This is a genomic window from Arthrobacter sp. YD4 (assembly GCF_030410515.1).
Lineage (GTDB): Bacteria > Actinomycetota > Actinomycetes > Actinomycetales > Micrococcaceae > Arthrobacter.
In genome coordinates this window covers 168304-184185 of record NZ_JAUHHD010000006.1, presented here as the reverse complement: position 1 = coordinate 184185, position 15882 = coordinate 168304, and the positions used below count along the sequence as shown (strand labels likewise).

The window sequence follows — 15882 nt, the reverse complement described above, 5'->3', positions numbered from 1 at the left end:
AGTTGTTTCAAATTTCCCTAACGCGGCCCTGAGCTGTGCCGATAACCACAGTAAGAGCACGGATCGCTCGTTTCCCGGCCACGGATCGGCCAAGCCCCACCCTTTCCCAGGCAGGACTCTGTGCTCGAATCCGTGACTTCCGCCGCCCTGGCCAGCGCCCTCAACGGGCTGTCCCAGCGTCAGCGTGCGATCGCGAACAACATCGCGAACGTCAACACGCCGAACTACCACGCCCAGCGCGTCAGCTTCGAGGATGCCCTGGCCCAGTCCGTGCAGTCCGGCGACGGCCGTGTGCAGGCCACGACGGCGTCCTCCCTGGAACCCACCCAGCTCAACGGCAACAACGTGAACCTGGATACCGAGACGCTTTCCAACATCGACACCGTGCTTCGCTTCCAGTTCGCCTCGCGGGCGATCGGCTACGAGTTCAGCGGCGTCCGTTCGGCAATGAGGACCAGCTCATGACCTTTGACGCCATCGGCATCGCCGGCTCCGCCCTCACGGTCCACCGCAAGTGGCTCGACGCCGTCTCGGACAACCTCGCGAACATGAACAACGTCTCCGCCACCTCCGGCAACGCCTTCCAGCAGAAGTACGTGGAGGCGGCCGAGAGCACCGGCGGCGAGGGTGTCTACGTCAAGAGCACACCCCTGGGCAGCGGCGCCGGCCGGATCGTCTACCAGCCGGACCACCCGCTGGCCGATGCCAACGGCAACGTCAAATACCCGGACATCGACATGGCCGAACAGATGGGTTCCCTGATCGTTGCCCAGCGCGGCTACCAGGCCAACGCCCAGGTGGTTGACCGCGCCCGTGAGACCTACATGGCTGCCCTTGAGATTGGACGATCCTGATGCCTGTTTCCCCCATCGCCCCGGTCCAGGGCGTCATGCCCACGGACTACGTGGGCGGCGCCTCGGCCGTGTCCGGTACCGACGGTTCCGGCTTCGCGGCGTCCCTCACCGGCGCCGTCGATAACCTCCAGCAACTCCAGTCGACGTCGAACCAGCTGGCCGTCTCCGCCGTCACCGGCAACCTCAACGACATCCAGGACGCCACCATCGCCGCTACCCGCGCCCAGGTCACCCTGGAACTGGTCGCGTCCCTGCGCAACAAGGGCGTTGACGCGTTCAACGAGATCATGAGGATGCAGGCCTGATGCCTCCGCAGATCACCATCTTCTTCCAGCGCTTCGGCAACGGACTCAAAAGCTTCACCACCGGCCAGCGCACCCTGGCCGTCATCGGTGCCGCCCTCCTGGTGGTAGGCATCGTGGCGCTCTCTGCCTGGTTGTCCAAGCCCACCCTGACGCCGCTGTTCTCCGGGCTGAAGAGCGCCGACGCCAGCGCCGTCGTCGACCAGCTGAAAAAGGACGGCGTCCCCTACGAACTCAGCGACGGCGGCGCCACCGTCCTGGTGCCGCAGGAAAAGGTCTACGACGAGCGGCTCAAGGCAGCCTCCGCCGGCCTGCCCACCGCAGCCGCAACCGGCTACTCGCTGCTGGACAAGATGGGCGTCACGTCCTCGGAGTTCCAGCAGTCGGTCACCTACAAGCGCGCCCTTGAAGGCGAACTCGCCAGCACGATCGGCGCCATGGAGGGCGTGAAGACCGCCGCCGTCCGGCTGGCCATCCCCGAGAAGACCGTCTTCGTCTCCAAGACCCCGGACACCACCGCCTCCGTCTTCATCGAGACCGCCCCCGGCGTGACCCTCTCCAGCGACAAGGTCCAGGCGATCGTCCACCTGACCTCCGCCGCGATTGAAAACCTCAAGCCCTCCAACGTCTCTGTCGTGGACTCCCAGGGCAACGTCCTGTCCACGGTCGGCGGCACGACGGCGGGCAGTTCCTCCAAGCAGGCGACGGACTATCAGCAGCGCACCGGCGACGCCGTCCGCGCCGTCCTGGACCGCGTGGTGGGCCCGGGCAACTCCACCGTGGCCGTCGCCGCCGACGTCACCGGAGAATCCGCACAGCAGAAGAGCGAGACCTTCTCCAACACCGCCGGAGCCCTGCCGCTGAGCGAGTCGTCCAAGACCGAGAAGTACACCGGAACCGGGGGAGGCGCCGCCGGCGTCCTGGGCCCGGACAACATCTCCGTGCCCGGCGGCAGCAGTGGCAACGGCAACTTCGACTCCACGACGGAGACCAAGAACAACGCCGTCAACAAGGTCACCGAGGACCGGACCATCCCGCCGGGAGCCATCAAACGCCAGACCATCTCCGTGGCCGTCAGCCAGTCCGCCGCCGGCGGACTGAACATTGGCTCCCTCACGGCCCTGGTCACCTCCGCTGCCGGCGTCGACAAGAACCGCGGCGACGTCGTCACCGTCGAGGTCATCCCGTTCAGCACAGCGGCCGCCGACCAGGCCAACGCCTCCCTGGATGCAGCCAAGGCCGAGATCGAGGCACAGAAGCAGCAGGCGTTCTTCGGCACCCTCGTCACCGCCGGCAGCATCCTGCTGGGCCTGTTGATCCTGGCCCTCATCATCACGATCATCCTGCGCCGCCGCCAGAAGCGGGAACCTGTGGACCTGGGCGAACGTCTGGACCTGCTCCCGCCGGTCCCCACCGTCACCGCGCTCGATCCCGCACCGGCCACCTCCGCCATCCCGCTGATCGCGCGGCCGCTGGAGCCACTGCCGCTGCCCGCACCGGCCCCGGAGGTCCTCGAGGCCGAGCGCCGGATGCAGGAAATCGACGCCATGGTGGCCAACAACCCGGAGAAGGCCGCCGACTACCTGCGCGGCCTGATGGATGACAGGCAGCCGGCATGAAAACCGGTGAGGCCCTGACCGGCACGCAGCGCGCCGCCGTCGTCCTGATGCAGATGAGCCCCACCAACGCAGCCCTGGTGATGGCGCAGCTGACCGACATGGAGGCCGAGGAGATCGCCGCGGAGATCGTCCGGCTCCGCAAGGTGGACCCGGAGACCGCCGAGAAGATCATGAAGGACTTCCACGAGGCTGCGCTCAGCAGCCCGCGCTCCGCCCGCGGCGGCCGGGAACTGGCCGAGGGCCTGCTGGAGGCCTCCTTCGGTTCGGAGAAGGCCGCCGGTCTGATAAACCGCCTGACCGTGAACATGGCCGGGAAGTCCTTCGAGTTCCTCGAGGACATCGAGCCGGTGCAGATCCTGGCCCTGATCGACGGCGAACTGCCGCAGACTATCGCCCTGGTCCTGGCGCACCTGAGCCCCCGCAAGGCCTCCGCAGTGATGTCCGGGCTGCCCGGCTCGCTGCGCGCCGACGTCGCCCTCAGTATCGCCACCATGGGCTCCGGCGCACCCGAGGCCATCGGTATCGTCGCCGACACCCTGAAGCTCCGCGGCGGCGCGGCCGTCTCGCAGCAGGCCTCCAAGGTGGTGGGTGGCATCCAGCCGCTGCTGGAGATCATCAACCGGACCGACGCCGGCACCGAGCGCTCGGTCCTGGACGGCCTCGACCTGCTGGACCCGGATCTGGCCGTGGAGATCCGCGCGCAGATGGTCACCTTCGACGACATCATCAAGCTGGAACGCCGTGACGTGCAGCTGGTGCTCCGCGGCCTGGACGCTTCCGTCCTGGCCGTGGCCATGAAGGGTGCCACCGAGCAGGTCCTGGAAACCATCACCACCAACGTCTCCGGCCGCAACCTGGAGATCCTCGAATCCGAGATGGCAGCCCTCGGCCCGCTCCGCGCCTCGCAGATCGAGGAGGCGCGCGCCGCCGTCGTCCGCGCCATCCGGGAGCTCGTCGACGAGGGCCAGATCGTCATCCACCGCGGGGACGAAGAGGACTATGTTTACTGACGGGCGGAGCGCCGCGGGCGCGACGACGGCGGCCGCGGCGGGGGAGGCCCCTGCCCGGATCGTCTTCCCGTCGCTGCGCTCCACCGGCCCCGCCAACGAACAGGCCGGCTACACCGAGGGCCACGCCGCCGGGTACGCCGCCGGCGTCCGCGCGGCCGCCAAGGAGCAGCGCCGCTGGCGCGACCGGATGGCCGCCGAACAGGCAGCCTCACTGGCCGCCGGGCAGCAGGACCTGGACCGCGCCGTCCGCGCCCTGGCCGTCGCGCGGACTGACTTCGCCCACCGCAACGTCCAGGCCCTGCACGACGCCGAAGAGGTGCTGGCGCGCACCGCCCTGGAACTGGCCGAGGCCATCCTCGGCTATGAACTCGCCGAGGGCACCCGGACGGCCCGCGCCGCGCTGGCCCGCGCCCTCTCCGGGTCCGACGCCGCCACCGTCCTTGCCATCCGGCTGCACCCGGCCGACATCGAGGTCTTGCGCCGCGAGGGGCAGGACGAACCCGGCGGGCTGCCGCTCGTGGCGGACACGTCCCTGCAGCGCGGCGACGCCAAAGTCGAATACCAGCAGGGCTGGCTCGACGCCAGCCTCGGCACCGCCTTGGCCCGGGCCAAGGCGGCCCTGCTCGACGACCACCAATACCCCGCCGCCCCTCCCGCCCCGGGAGGCCGGCCGTGAAAACCCTGTGGCGGCCCCGCGCCGCGGACTTCGAAGCCGCCCTCGCCTCTGCCGCCCCGCAGCGCGTCGGCATCGTCACCTCTGTCATGGGCCTGGGCCTGGAAGTCTCCGGCCTCGACTGCGCGCTCGGTGACCTGCTCACGGTAGGGGAACACCCCGGGCTCGACGCCGAGGTGGTCGCCGCCCTGGACGGCTCCGTACGGTGCATGCCGCTGGGACGGCTTGCCGGCATTGCCGCCGGGGACCCGGTCCGTGCCAAGGGCGGTAATGTCCTAGTGCCTACCGGCGCCGGGCTCTTCGGCCGCGTCCTCGACGGCCTGGGCCGGCCGATCGATGACAAGGGTCCGCTGCTCAGCGGCCCCCGCGTGCCGATCGACAACGAGGCGCCCAACGCCATGAAACGCGCCCGGATCGACACCCCGCTGCAGACCGGGGTGCGGGTCCTGGACACCATGACCACCCTGGGCAAGGGCCAGCGCATGGGCCTCTTCGCCGGTTCCGGCGTCGGCAAGTCCTCCCTGCTCTCCATGATCGCCCGGGGCACCGACGCCCAGGTGTCCGTGATCGCCCTGGTGGGGGAGCGCGGCCGTGAAGTCCGGGAATTCCTCGAGGACGACCTCGGCCCCGAAGGCCTGGCCCGTTCCGTCGTGGTGGTCGCTACCTCCGACGAGCCGGCCCTGATGCGCATGCGCGCGGCCTTCACCGCCACCCGGATCGCGGAGTCCTTCCGCGACGCAGGGCAGGACGTGGTGCTGATGATGGACTCGCTCACCCGCGTGGCCATGGCCCAGCGCGAGATCGGGCTCTCCGCCGGCGAACCACCCGCCACCCGCGGCTACCCGCCGTCGACCTTCTCCATCCTGGCGCGCCTGCTGGAGCGGGCCGGCACCGCCGAGACCGGGTCCGTGACAGGGATCTACACGGTCCTGGTGGACGGCGACGACCACAACGAACCGATCGCCGACGCGGCCCGCTCCATCCTGGACGGGCACGTGGTGCTGGACCGCAAGCTCGCCGTGACCGGCCACTTCCCGTCCGTGGACGTGCTCGGCTCCGTCTCCCGCGTCGCGTCCAAGGTCAACGCCAGGCCCCACCTGGCGGCCGCCGCAGCCCTGCGCAAGGTCATGGCGGCCCGCAAGTCCGCGCAGGACCTGATTGACGTCGGCGCCTACCAGTCAGGCACCAACCCGCTCGTCGACGCGGCACTGGCCAACGAAGACGCCGTAGCCGCGTTCCTGCAGCAGCCGATGGAAGAGTCAACCCCCCACCCCGAGTCCTGGCGTCAGCTGGGCCACCTCACGTCGATCCTGGGAGCCGCAGCATGAGCCGGCAATTCTCTCTGGCCGGGTTGTTGCGCCTGCGCCAAATACAGCAGGACCAGGCCGCCTCGGGCCTGGCCCGCGCCCGGTCACGGTCCACCTCGGCGCGCGCCCGGGAAGCCTCGGCCCGCCGCCAGCTGGCGGACACGGACCCGGACATCGTCAGCTCGGCGTCGATGCGCGCCGTCGCGGCGGCCCGCTCGGCATCGCACAGCATGCTCGCGGACCTGCAGACCCTGAGCCGCGTGGCCGAAGCCGACGAGACGGCAGCACGCGAGGAGTTCATCGCCGCGCGCACACGCTCGGTGGGCCTGGAGAAGCTGGCCGCCCGGCACCACGCCGAGGTCGCCTCCGAGGAGCTTCGCGCCGAGCAGTCCGCCCTGGATGAGATTTCCTCCACCATCTGGCACCGGGACGAACAGCAGGTGCGCTCATGAGCATGGCGGAGGCCCTGGGCCGGATGCAGGGCATCCAATCGATGATCGCGGAACTGACCCGTCCCGCGCAGACCGCGCAGAGCACCGCCGCGGCACAGAAAGCCTCGGCTGTGTCGACGCTGGCGTCCGGCACCGGAACCGCAAACTCCGCCGCGTTCACCGACGCGCTGACGGCGGCGCTCGGCGGCACCGGCGGCACCACGCAGACCGACCTGTCCTCCCTGACGGGGGCAGCCCCGGGGCTTGGCGCCCTCACCGGGCTCGCCCTCCCGACCACCCCCGCAGCAGCGCCGGTCGCACCGGGCAACGCCACCGGCACCGACGTCGTCGCCATGGCCAAGAAGTACATCGGCGTGCCGTACGTCTGGGGCGGGACCAACCCGGCAACGGGCATGGACTGCTCCGGCTTCACCCAGCGGGTCTTCAAGGACCTGGGCGTCGACATTCCCCGCGTCGTCAGCGACCAGATGAAGGTGGGTACCCCGGTGGCGTCCCTGGCGCAGGCCAAGCCCGGTGACCTGCTGATCAGCTTTGGCGGCAACCACATTTCCATCTACCTCGGCAACGGCAAGGCCATCGACGCGCCCGTCCCCGGGAAGACCATCCAGATCCGTGACGCCTGGGAGCAGCAGTCCAACCTGACCGCGATCCGCCGGATTGTCCCGGCCGGGGCGGGCTCGTGAAGGCCCCGGCCACGGCGGACCTTGCGTCCGTCCTCACGAAGACGGCGGCCGCCGCGCGCGGCGCGCAGCCGGGTTCCCGTGCCGCCGCGGGCACGGGGGAACGCTTCGGCAGCGCCCTGAACGACGCCGTCGGGGCCGCCACGCGCAGGTCCCAGCCGGAAGCCCCGCACGACGCCGGGGCCCGGGCAGGGCGGCCGGCGCCGGCTGCCGCCGGACCACGCTCCGGGCACGACCGCGGCCCTGACCTGCACGCCGCCGGCCACGCGACCGGCAAGACTGCGCGCCGCGGCGGCGCTTCCACTCCGAGCGATGAGGCCGCCGGCGTCGGGGGTAGCGCGTCTGCCCCTGCGGCGGCAGCGCAGCCCGCTGCTCCACAGGCTGCTTCTCCACAGGCCGGGGCCCCGCAGACCGGTCCGACGTCTTCCGATGCAGCTCAGGCCGCTGCGGCCACACCTGATCTGACCGGAGCGGCGACTGCCGCCGGCATCCCGACCGTTGATCCCGGTGCCGCTCAGCCCGACGCCGCGACCAGCGACGGCTCGGGGGCCACCTCGCCAGCCCGGGCAGCCGTAGCCGCTGACGCGCTCCGCCTGCCGGAGGCGCTCTCGCGCACCCTCGGCCAGACCGGCGCACCGGCAGCAAACCCCACCGCAACCGCAGGCCAAGCGGCCGGAACCGTCAATGGCCTGGCAGCTGCAGCGTCCGCTGCGGCCTCCGCGGCTCCGGCGTTCGCATCGGCCGCGACCGCCGCCGTGGAGGCAGTGGCCCGTCCCGGCTCCGCAGCCTCGGGCAACGCACAGGAGAGCCCTGCCGCCCGAACCGCTGCCACGGATACCGCCGCCGGGGCCGCCACCCCAGTGAGTGGAACGGCCAGCCTCGCCCAGGTGCCGGCCCGCACCGGCGTCGTGAGCACCGCAGGAGCAGCCGCAGCTGCGCCCGCCGGGGCCCCGGCAGGCGCCGCATCCGTGACAGTGCCGGCCGCCTTCGCCACGGCAGTGTTGGCTGCGCAGCCGGTTCCCGCGGCGGCTGCCGCCGCCGGCGCACCCGCCGCACAGGACGCTTCCGGAACGCCGGCCGCCGTGGCTCCCGCCGTCGACGCTTCGGCCGCTGCAGCCTTCGCCGGTGCAGCCTCTGCCCCCGCCGCGCCGTCCGCCGTCCCGGCGTCGGCAGCACCCGCTCCCGCCCCGCCCGCCGCGCCGCAGCCGCCGCTTCTGCCCCAGCTGGCCAAGCCGCTCTTCACCCTCGCCGCGGCCGCGCCCGGGCAGCACATCATGACTCTGAAGGTTTCCCCCGAGGACCTGGGGCCGCTCACCGTCCGCGCCCACATCGACGCGGCCGGCGTGAGAATCGAACTGTTCGCACCGGCGGAGGCCGGCCGCGAGGCGGTGCGTAATCTCCTGCCGGAACTGCGGAAGGAACTCGCGGGCTCCGGCTTCGGTGCCAGCCTGAACCTCTCGAACCAGAGCGGCCCGCCGGCAGGGGGCCAGGACGGGGCCCAGCAAAACCGGCCCGACGCCTGGCTGGGCGGGGGACAGGACCCCGGCCGCAGCGGATATGGGTCCGGTGGAGGCCAGGACACCCCGGGCGCCCGCCGGCCGGGCCACCGGTGGGACGACCTGGCGGACGAATCCTCGCTCCGCACCGCCCGGATCCTGAACGGTCCCCAGACCACCCTTGACATTCTCGCCTGACACGAAGGAACGCGACCCATGACGATCCAGCCGATCACCCCGCAGTCCGTTACCCCTCAGCCGGTCACCCCGCAGGCTGTCGGGGGAACCTCCACACCGGCGTCATCCGTGCGCTCACCCGTCCAGACCATGGACGCCAATGTCTTCATGACGCTGCTGGTGGCCCAGATGAAAAACCAGAACCCCAGCGCCCCGATGGACACCAACCAGATGATGAGCCAGACCATCCAGCTCTCCATGATGGAAAAGACCACCGAGATGACCACCAACAGCAAGGAAGCGTTCTCGCTGCAGATGCGCTCCGCCGCCGCACAGCTGGTGGGTCACAACGTCGATTACACCCTCAGCGACGGCACCACCGGGACCGGCCTCGCCGGCTCCGTGTCCTTCGCAGGCAGCGTGCCGACCGTCAAGGTTGGCACCCTCTCCATTCCGCTCGATTCGATTTCCGGCATTACGGCGCCCGCCGCCTCCTAATCAGCTCTTCCCCGTAGAAAGGCAGTTCCCATGCTCCGCTCGCTGTACTCCGGAATCTCCGGCCTCCGTGCCCACCAGACCATGCTCGACGTCACCGGCAACAACATTGCCAACGTCAACACGGCGGGCTTCAAGTCCTCCACCACCCAGTTCCAGGACACCCTCTCCCAGATGACCCAGGGTGCCTCCGCACCGCAGGGCCAGACCGGCGGCAGCAACCCGGCGCAGATCGGCCTGGGCGTCCGCGTGGCAGGCGTCAGCACCAACTTCTCCCAGGGTTCTTCGCAGAGCACGGGCCGCGCAACGGACATGATGATCTCCGGCGATGGCTTCTTCATCACGAACAAGGGCGGCCAGCAGCTCTACACCCGTGCCGGGTCCATGACCTTCGACGCCAACAGCCAGCTTGTCAGCCCCGACGGCGGCATCCTGCAGGGCTGGACGGCCAACGGCGGCACCGTGGACCCGGCCGGTCCGATCGGCAACATCACGCTGAACCCGAACACCATGGTGGCGACGCCCACCAAGACCGTCACGTTGGACGGCAACCTGCCCAGTGACGCCGCCGATGGAACCTCCCTCCAGCGTGTCGTCAAGGTCTACGACCCCAGCGGGGCCGAAAGCACCCTGACCCTGAACTTCTCGTTCGATAAGACCGCAGGCAAGTGGAACGTCGCGGATGGAGCCACTTCCATCGGTTCCATGACCTTCTCCGCCGATGGGAAGCTGACCTCGGGGGGAACCCTGACCAGCGCCGGCGGCCTGAAGATCGACCTCTCCAAGGTCTCTGGCTACGCCACGATGAACTCCCTCACCGTCGCGGGCCAGGACGGCGCGCCGGTCGGCAAGCTCGAATCCTTCACCCTTGGCAACGACGGATCCCTCATCGGGTCCTTCAGCAACGGCACCAAGCAGGTGCTCGCCAAGATCGCGCTGGCCAAGTTCACCAACCCGGCCGGCCTGGAGAAGGCGGGCGGTTCCTCCTACGTCGCCACCGCCAACTCCGGCAACGTCCAGCTCGGCGCGGCGGGGGACCCCGGCATCGGCACCCTGGCCGGCGGCTCCCTGGAAATGTCTAACGTGGACCTCTCCCAGGAGTTCACCAACCTGATCGTCGCCCAGCGCGGCTTCCAGGCCAACGCCCGCATTATCACCACCTCGGACGAGGTCCTGCAGGAGCTCACCCAGCTCAAGCGCTAGCACCGCCGTCGTCGTTGCCCTGTCACTTACCGCGGCCAAACCGGCCGGATAGCAGCCGTAGGTGATAGGGCAACGCGGGTTGCCGGGTGGATAAGTGCCCGGGGGAGCGGGGTCCGGGAACGCCCCTGCCTAACGAACGGGGCCCGCCGGCCGACAGTGAAGGGAGAACACCCGTCCCGCCTGTCCGCCCCGGCCAGGCCGTCCCCAAAGCAGAATCGGCCCATGATCGTCGTCACACGCCTCAACGGAACGCGCTTCGCGGTCAACCCGGACCTGATTGAACGGATCCACGAGAGCCCGGATACCCATCTGGTCACGCTCGACGGCGCCGCCTACGTGGTGCTGGAAAGCCTGGCCGAAGTGGTCGAACTGATCGCCGACTACCGCGCCTACGTGTTGAGCAAGGCCCGGGACTTTCCCGCGGTGACCGGCTATCCGCTGAGCCTGGTCCCGGACGCGGAGACGGACGACGACGCCGGCTCGCCGGACCCCGAAGCACCGAGGAAGTAACCCATGGATCCCGCAACAATCATCGGAATACTCCTCGCCTTCGGTGCCGTGATCAGCATGGTGTTCATCGAAGGCGGCAACATCACCTCGCTGCTGCTGCCCGGGCCCATGGTCCTGGTGTTCGGCGCCACCCTGGCCGTCGGCCTGGCCGGCAACACGCTCAAGGACGTCATCCAGGCCTTCAAAGCCGTGCCGGCAATGTTCATGGGCAAGACCGCCAAACCGCAGGAAAGCATCGACCAGATGGTCCGCTTCGCGGAGAAGGCCCGCGCGGAGGGCCTGCTCTCCCTCGAGGAGGAGGCCGCCAGCCTCAAGGACCCGTTCCTCGCCCGCGCCCTCCAGAACATCGCCGACGGCACCGACGCCGAAGACCTCCGCGTGCAGATGGAGGACGAGATCGACACGAAGACCCGCAGCGACCATGCGTCCTCGAAGTTCTTCGCCAGCCTCGGCGGCTACGCCCCGACCGTGGGCATCGTCGGCACCGTCGTCTCCCTGACCCACGTCCTCGAGAACCTCTCCAAGCCGGACGAACTCGGCCACATGATCGCCGCGGCCTTCGTCGCCACCCTGTGGGGCCTGCTCTCCGCGAACTTCATCTGGCTCCCCTTCAGCTCCCGCCTGGCCCGGCTCTCCGAACTGGAAATCGAACGCATGACCCTGGTGATGGAGGGCATGCTCGCCGTCCAGGCCGGTGCCCAGCCCCTGCTGCTGGCCGAACGGCTCCGCTCCATGGTGCCCGAACACCAGCTCAAGAGCGCCGGCTCCGGCAAGAAGGCCCCCAGCGGCGACGGGCTGGCCGCCAGCTTGGACGACGCGGCGTGAGTTCCCGCCGTCGCGGGCGCAAGAAGCCCGAGGCACACCACGTCGACGAACGCTGGATGGCCTCCTACATGGACATGGTCACCGTCCTGATGTGCCTCTTCATCGTGCTCTACGCCATGTCCACGGTGGACGCGAACAAGTTCGAAAAGCTCCGCAACTCCCTGGCCACCGGCTTCGGCACGGTCGCTACCCAGACGGTGGACACCGCGGAAGGCACGGTGGTGCCGCCCGACTTCGTCGACAAAAACCTCGAGGCCTTCGCCGCAGCCTCCAGCCCGGCGTCGGCCCCGGCCTCCACGCCGCCCTCCATTCCCGCGACCGCGTCGGCGGACCAGGCCCAGCAATTGGAGGAAGCCAAGAAGGAAGTGGACCGGCTGCGCGCCCTGCAGGAGAAGATGAAGGCCGGACTCTCCGCCGCCGGACTGACCGAGAACGTCGAGTTCCAGATCGATCAGCGCGGGCTGACCGTGAAGCTGATCGGTTCGCAGGCCTTCTTCGCCCCGGACCGGCCCGAGCTGACCGACCGTGCCACCCAGGTCCTCAAAATTATCTCGCCCATCCTCGCCCCGGCCGGGCTGGAGATCATGGTGGAGGGCCACGCCGCCAACGGCATCACCGCCTACCCCTCCACCTGGGAGCTGTCCTCCGCCCGCGCCGTCAACGTGTTGCGCTTCATGGTGGACCGCGGCAGCATCCCGCCCGAGCGGATCGGCGCCGTCGCGTTCGGGTCGGCCCGCCAGGTCAACGACGACTCCACGCCGGAGCTGATGGAACGCAACCGCCGCGTGGACATCGTGGTCATCTCGAACGAGCCGGAGACCGTCCGGGCACTTATCCCCGAGGCACTGAAACTCACCGAGAAATAGGCGCCGCCGCAGCCTTACCGGCCCGGTTCCCTTGCCGATAGTGGCATCCGTGAGTGTTATGGATGAACGGGAAGTGGCACGGGAGCGGACCGTCAGCGTCTATGACTTCCGGCGTCCCGCGACGCTGGCGCGTGAGCACAGCAGGGTCCTGGAGCTCGCCTTCGAGACTTTCGCCCGGCAGTGGGGCACCCAGTTGACCGCCAAGGTGCGCGTCAAGTCGGTGGTCCGGCTCGAGGACGTGCGGATGCAGAGCTACGACGAGTACGCCGCGTCCCTGCCGGCGGTGACCGCCATGGTGCTTTGCGCCGTCGACACCCAGGACTCCAAGCTGGTGGTCCAGTTCCCCGCCCCCGCGGCCCTGGGATGGATCAACCGGATGCTGGGCGCCTCCAACGACACGGCCATGCCGGACCGGAAGTTCACCCAGATCGAGCAGGCACTCGTGAAGGGGCTGATGGATGAAGCCCTCGAGGATCTCGGCTATTCGCTGGGGCCGCTGCTGAGCGAAGCCATCAAGGTGGACACCGTCCAATACAACTCCCAGTTCGCCCAGGCCGCCGCGCCGAGCGAGCTGATGATCGTCGCCGCGTTCATCATCAACGTCGGCAACATCAGCGCTCCCGCCACCCTGGCCGTCCCGGCGGCGCTGCTGCTGGGCCGGTTGAAGAAGGTCAACCCCACGGACAACCGCGGCGACGCCGCCGCCAGGGTCAGCTCCCAGCTGGAGCGGGTTCCGGTGGAACTTTCCGTCCGGCTCGCCACCTCCTACGTCACCCCCAGCCAGGTGCTGGGCCTCGCCGTCGGCGACGTGCTGACCCTCCCGCACCTGGAAAACCGTCCCTTTGACCTGACCCTGGACGGCACGCGGCTGGCAACGGCCGCGCCCGCCCGCAACGGGTCCCGGGCCGCTGCAGTCATTGTCACCATCGAGGAGAACCACCAATGAGCATGACCCTGACCAAGCACGAATCGTCGGCGGAACGGCTCGTCGAGGAGCTGCCCAGCCCGGTGGCCCTCAAGGTAACGGCCCTCGTCCCGGCGCGGGCCGCCGCGGCGTACGCCCGGCAGGCCGTGACCGCTACCTTCGTCGGGTCCGTCACCGCGGACCTGGCCCTGATGCTCAGCGACCGCACCTTCCTGGACGAGGCGGCGGGCGGGATGGCCGGCGGCCGCGGCGGCGTCGTCTCCGTCACCGACGTGCTCCGCCCCGCGATGGAGGCCGCCAGCTCGGTCTTCGGCGCCGGGGTGCTCTCCGACCTGCGCGAATCCGACGCCTCCGGCCTGCTCACGGACCCGGACACGGCCGTGTTCGAACTCTCCGACGGCACCAACCCGGCCGCATGGTTCGCGGTACGCCTGCGCGAACACGGCGGCGGGCAGGACCGCGGCGGCGACCTCTTCGGCGGCGGTGACACCGTGGCCGGCCGCCTGGGCCGCATCAACAACATCGAAATGGCCCTGACCGTGGAGATCGGCCGCACCCGGATGTCCGTCCGGGACGTGCTCTCCCTCGAGCCGGGCAAGATCATCGAACTTGACCGCTCGGCCGGCGCCCCCGCCGACGTCCTGCTCAACGGCCGACTGATCGCCCACGGGGAGGTCGTGGTCCTGGACCAGGACTACGCCGTGCGCATCACCCGGATCCTCGACGTGGCCGAGGGACTTAGCTGAATGGACTCGCTGATCCTTGGGCTGCGGGTAGTCGTAGCCCTGGGCGCGGTGCTGGGCCTGATCTGGGTGCTCCAGCGCCGCCTGGGCAAGGGCCCGGGACGACGCCGGGCTGACGCCACCCTGAGCGTGGTGAGCCGCCAGAGCGTGGGCCAGCGCGCCTCCGTGGTGGTGGTCGACGCCGGCGGGCAGCGCTTCCTGCTGGGCGTCACCGACCACGCCGTCAACGTCCTGCACACCGGGGAGATCCCGGAGGAACCGGTGGAGGCGACCGACGCCGAACCGCGCCGCGGTGCCGCCGGCGCCTTCGCCCAGATCCTCGCCGCCACCGGCGCCACCGGCGCCGCCGGAGCCACGGGGGCCGCCGGCGCAACCGCCGCGCCCGCCGCAACCGTCGCCGCGGACGCTCCCGTCCCCGGCGTCCCCGCCGCGGAGCTCCCGCTCTCCCGCCGTAGCTCCATGCACCGCGACGGCCATCCCCGCACCGCCGCGGGCCGCCCCACCCCGGGCACCACCCACCCGCCGCTGCACGGGTCGATCCTCTCCGGATCCACTTGGAAGCAGGCCGCCGCCGCGCTCAGGAGCGGACGCCGCAATTGATCCGCCCGCTCACGTCCTCCACGCTCCAGCCCGCACCCGCACCCGCCGCCGTCGACCGCTTCCAGAAAATCCTGGCCCTCGGCCTGGCCGCCGTGCTCCTGGCCATCCTGCTGCTCTGGCTCAACGCCGCCGCCGGCCACGCCGCACCGGTGCCGCCGACGCCCCCGGCAACCCCCTCCGCCCCGGCGAGCCCGGACACCGGCAGCGTCAACATCGAGATCAACGGCATGGACGGGAAGCCCTCCAGCGCCGTCCTGACCCTGATCGGCATCACGCTGCTCTCCGTGGCACCGGCGCTGCTGCTGATGATGACCTCTTTCACCAAGATCTTCGTGGTGCTGGCGATGACCCGGAACGCGCTCTCGCTGCCCTCGATCCCGCCGAACCAGGTCCTGGCCGGCCTGGCCCTGTTCCTCTCGATCTTCGTCATGTGGCCGGTCATCAACGAGATGAACACCACCGGCGTGCAGCCCTACCTGAATGGCACCATCGACTTCAACGGCGCACTCAGCGCCGGTTCCGTGCCGTTGCAGCACTTCATGCTGGCGCACACCCGCGAGGAGGACATCGCGCTGATGACCCGCGCTGCGGGAATGGAGAACCCCGCCAACCCGGACGCGGTGCCGTTGCAGACCCTCATCCCGGCGTTCATGATCTCCGAGCTGCGCGCGGCCTTCATCATCGGCTTCGTCATCTTCATCCCGTTCCTGGTGATCGACCTGGTGGTCTCCGCCGCTCTGATGTCCATGGGCATGATGATGTTGCCGCCGGTCATGATCTCGCTGCCGTTCAAGATCCTGCTGTTCGTCCTGGTGGACGGGTGGGGCCTGATCATCACCTCGCTGATCCAGAGCTACGCGGGGACCGGATGAACGCCAACGCCGTCCTGGACATCTGCCTCCAGGCCATGATCGTAGCCGCCAAGCTCTCCGCCCCGGTGCTGGTCACCGCGCTCGTGGTGGGCCTCGCCATCTCGCTGCTGCAGTCCATCACCCAGCTGCAGGAAGCCACGCTGTCCTTCGTGCCCAAGCTCGCCGCCGTCGCCGTGGCCCTGCTGGTCTGCGGCCACTGGATGATCACCGAGATGGTCTCCTTCACCAACGACCTCTTCGCCAAGATCCCCGGACTGCTCGGGGGCATGTGAG

The 15882-nt window shown here is 69.8% G+C and carries 20 protein-coding genes; all 20 read left to right on the top strand.

Features of this window, described 5'->3' with window-relative positions; genetic code table 11:
* The first annotated feature begins 120 nt into the window (after positions 1-120).
* The 20 genes from flgB (at position 121) to fliQ (ending at position 15881) form a co-directional block, all read left to right on the top strand.
* Complete coding sequence (flgB, locus tag QWJ39_RS15450) at positions 121-465, top strand: flagellar basal body rod protein FlgB (protein ID WP_290258761.1); 345 nt, start codon at positions 121-123, stop codon at positions 463-465.
* A complete protein-coding gene (locus tag QWJ39_RS15445; protein ID WP_290258760.1) occupies positions 462-854 on the top strand; it encodes a flagellar basal body rod C-terminal domain-containing protein in 393 nt (130 codons plus the stop codon). Before flgB ends, QWJ39_RS15445 begins: the two co-directional genes overlap by 4 nt.
* On the top strand, positions 854-1159 hold the full coding sequence (gene fliE / locus QWJ39_RS15440; RefSeq protein WP_290258759.1) for a flagellar hook-basal body complex protein FliE: 306 nt from the start codon (positions 854-856) through the stop codon (positions 1157-1159). The genes QWJ39_RS15445 and fliE overlap by 1 nt, the downstream gene beginning before the upstream one ends.
* Positions 1159-2775: a flagellar basal-body MS-ring/collar protein FliF gene (gene fliF / locus QWJ39_RS15435; RefSeq protein ID WP_290258758.1), complete on the top strand. Its 1617-nt coding sequence runs from the start codon at positions 1159-1161 to the stop codon at positions 2773-2775. Before fliE ends, fliF begins: the two co-directional genes overlap by 1 nt.
* Positions 2772-3785 carry a flagellar motor switch protein FliG gene (gene fliG, locus QWJ39_RS15430; protein WP_290258756.1) on the top strand — a complete coding sequence of 338 codons (1014 nt, stop codon included), beginning with the start codon at positions 2772-2774 and terminating at the stop codon, positions 3783-3785. Before fliF ends, fliG begins: the two co-directional genes overlap by 4 nt.
* Positions 3775-4461 (top strand): FliH/SctL family protein, encoded by a 687-nt coding sequence (locus QWJ39_RS15425; RefSeq protein WP_290258755.1) that lies wholly within the window; start codon positions 3775-3777, stop codon positions 4459-4461. Before fliG ends, QWJ39_RS15425 begins: the two co-directional genes overlap by 11 nt.
* Positions 4458-5786, top strand: a complete 1329-nt coding sequence (locus QWJ39_RS15420; RefSeq protein WP_290258753.1) for a FliI/YscN family ATPase — start codon at positions 4458-4460, stop codon at positions 5784-5786. Before QWJ39_RS15425 ends, QWJ39_RS15420 begins: the two co-directional genes overlap by 4 nt.
* Positions 5783-6217, top strand: coding sequence for a flagellar FliJ family protein (locus tag QWJ39_RS15415; RefSeq protein WP_290258752.1), 435 nt, complete (start codon positions 5783-5785; stop codon positions 6215-6217). The genes QWJ39_RS15420 and QWJ39_RS15415 overlap by 4 nt, the downstream gene beginning before the upstream one ends.
* Positions 6214-6900: a C40 family peptidase gene (locus tag QWJ39_RS15410; protein WP_290258751.1), complete on the top strand. Its 687-nt coding sequence runs from the start codon at positions 6214-6216 to the stop codon at positions 6898-6900. The genes QWJ39_RS15415 and QWJ39_RS15410 overlap by 4 nt, the downstream gene beginning before the upstream one ends.
* Complete coding sequence (locus QWJ39_RS15405) at positions 6897-8591, top strand: flagellar hook-length control protein FliK (RefSeq protein ID WP_290258750.1); 1695 nt, start codon at positions 6897-6899, stop codon at positions 8589-8591. The genes QWJ39_RS15410 and QWJ39_RS15405 overlap by 4 nt, the downstream gene beginning before the upstream one ends.
* Positions 8592-8609: 18 nt before the next feature.
* The gene (locus QWJ39_RS15400) at positions 8610-9068 is read left to right on the top strand and encodes a flagellar hook capping FlgD N-terminal domain-containing protein (RefSeq protein WP_290258749.1); all 459 of its coding nucleotides are present in this window, start codon (positions 8610-8612) and stop codon (positions 9066-9068) included.
* A 30-nt stretch (positions 9069-9098) separates the two neighbouring features.
* Entirely contained in the window at positions 9099-10268 is a 1170-nt protein-coding gene (locus QWJ39_RS15395; protein ID WP_290258748.1) for a flagellar hook protein FlgE, read from the top strand.
* Positions 10269-10490: 222 nt separating this feature from the next.
* A complete protein-coding gene (locus QWJ39_RS15390; protein WP_290258747.1) occupies positions 10491-10778 on the top strand; it encodes a flagellar FlbD family protein in 288 nt (95 codons plus the stop codon).
* 3 nt (positions 10779-10781) lie between these two features.
* Entirely contained in the window at positions 10782-11603 is an 822-nt protein-coding gene (locus QWJ39_RS15385) for a MotA/TolQ/ExbB proton channel family protein (protein ID WP_290258745.1), read from the top strand.
* Positions 11600-12469, top strand: a complete 870-nt coding sequence (locus tag QWJ39_RS15380; protein WP_290258743.1) for a flagellar motor protein MotB — start codon at positions 11600-11602, stop codon at positions 12467-12469. Before QWJ39_RS15385 ends, QWJ39_RS15380 begins: the two co-directional genes overlap by 4 nt.
* Positions 12470-12527: 58 nt before the next feature.
* Complete coding sequence (locus tag QWJ39_RS15375; protein WP_290258803.1) at positions 12528-13415, top strand: flagellar motor switch protein FliM; 888 nt, start codon at positions 12528-12530, stop codon at positions 13413-13415.
* A complete protein-coding gene (fliN, locus tag QWJ39_RS15370; RefSeq protein ID WP_290258742.1) occupies positions 13412-14140 on the top strand; it encodes a flagellar motor switch protein FliN in 729 nt (242 codons plus the stop codon). Before QWJ39_RS15375 ends, fliN begins: the two co-directional genes overlap by 4 nt.
* On the top strand, positions 14141-14737 hold the full coding sequence (fliO, locus tag QWJ39_RS15365) for a flagellar biosynthetic protein FliO (protein ID WP_290258741.1): 597 nt from the start codon (positions 14141-14143) through the stop codon (positions 14735-14737). It begins immediately after the preceding gene.
* An 83-nt stretch (positions 14738-14820) separates the two neighbouring features.
* Positions 14821-15609: a flagellar type III secretion system pore protein FliP gene (fliP, locus tag QWJ39_RS15360; RefSeq protein ID WP_290258802.1), complete on the top strand. Its 789-nt coding sequence runs from the start codon at positions 14821-14823 to the stop codon at positions 15607-15609.
* Entirely contained in the window at positions 15606-15881 is a 276-nt protein-coding gene (fliQ, locus tag QWJ39_RS15355; RefSeq protein ID WP_290258740.1) for a flagellar biosynthesis protein FliQ, read from the top strand. Before fliP ends, fliQ begins: the two co-directional genes overlap by 4 nt.
* The last annotated feature ends 1 nt before the right edge of the window (position 15882 follow it).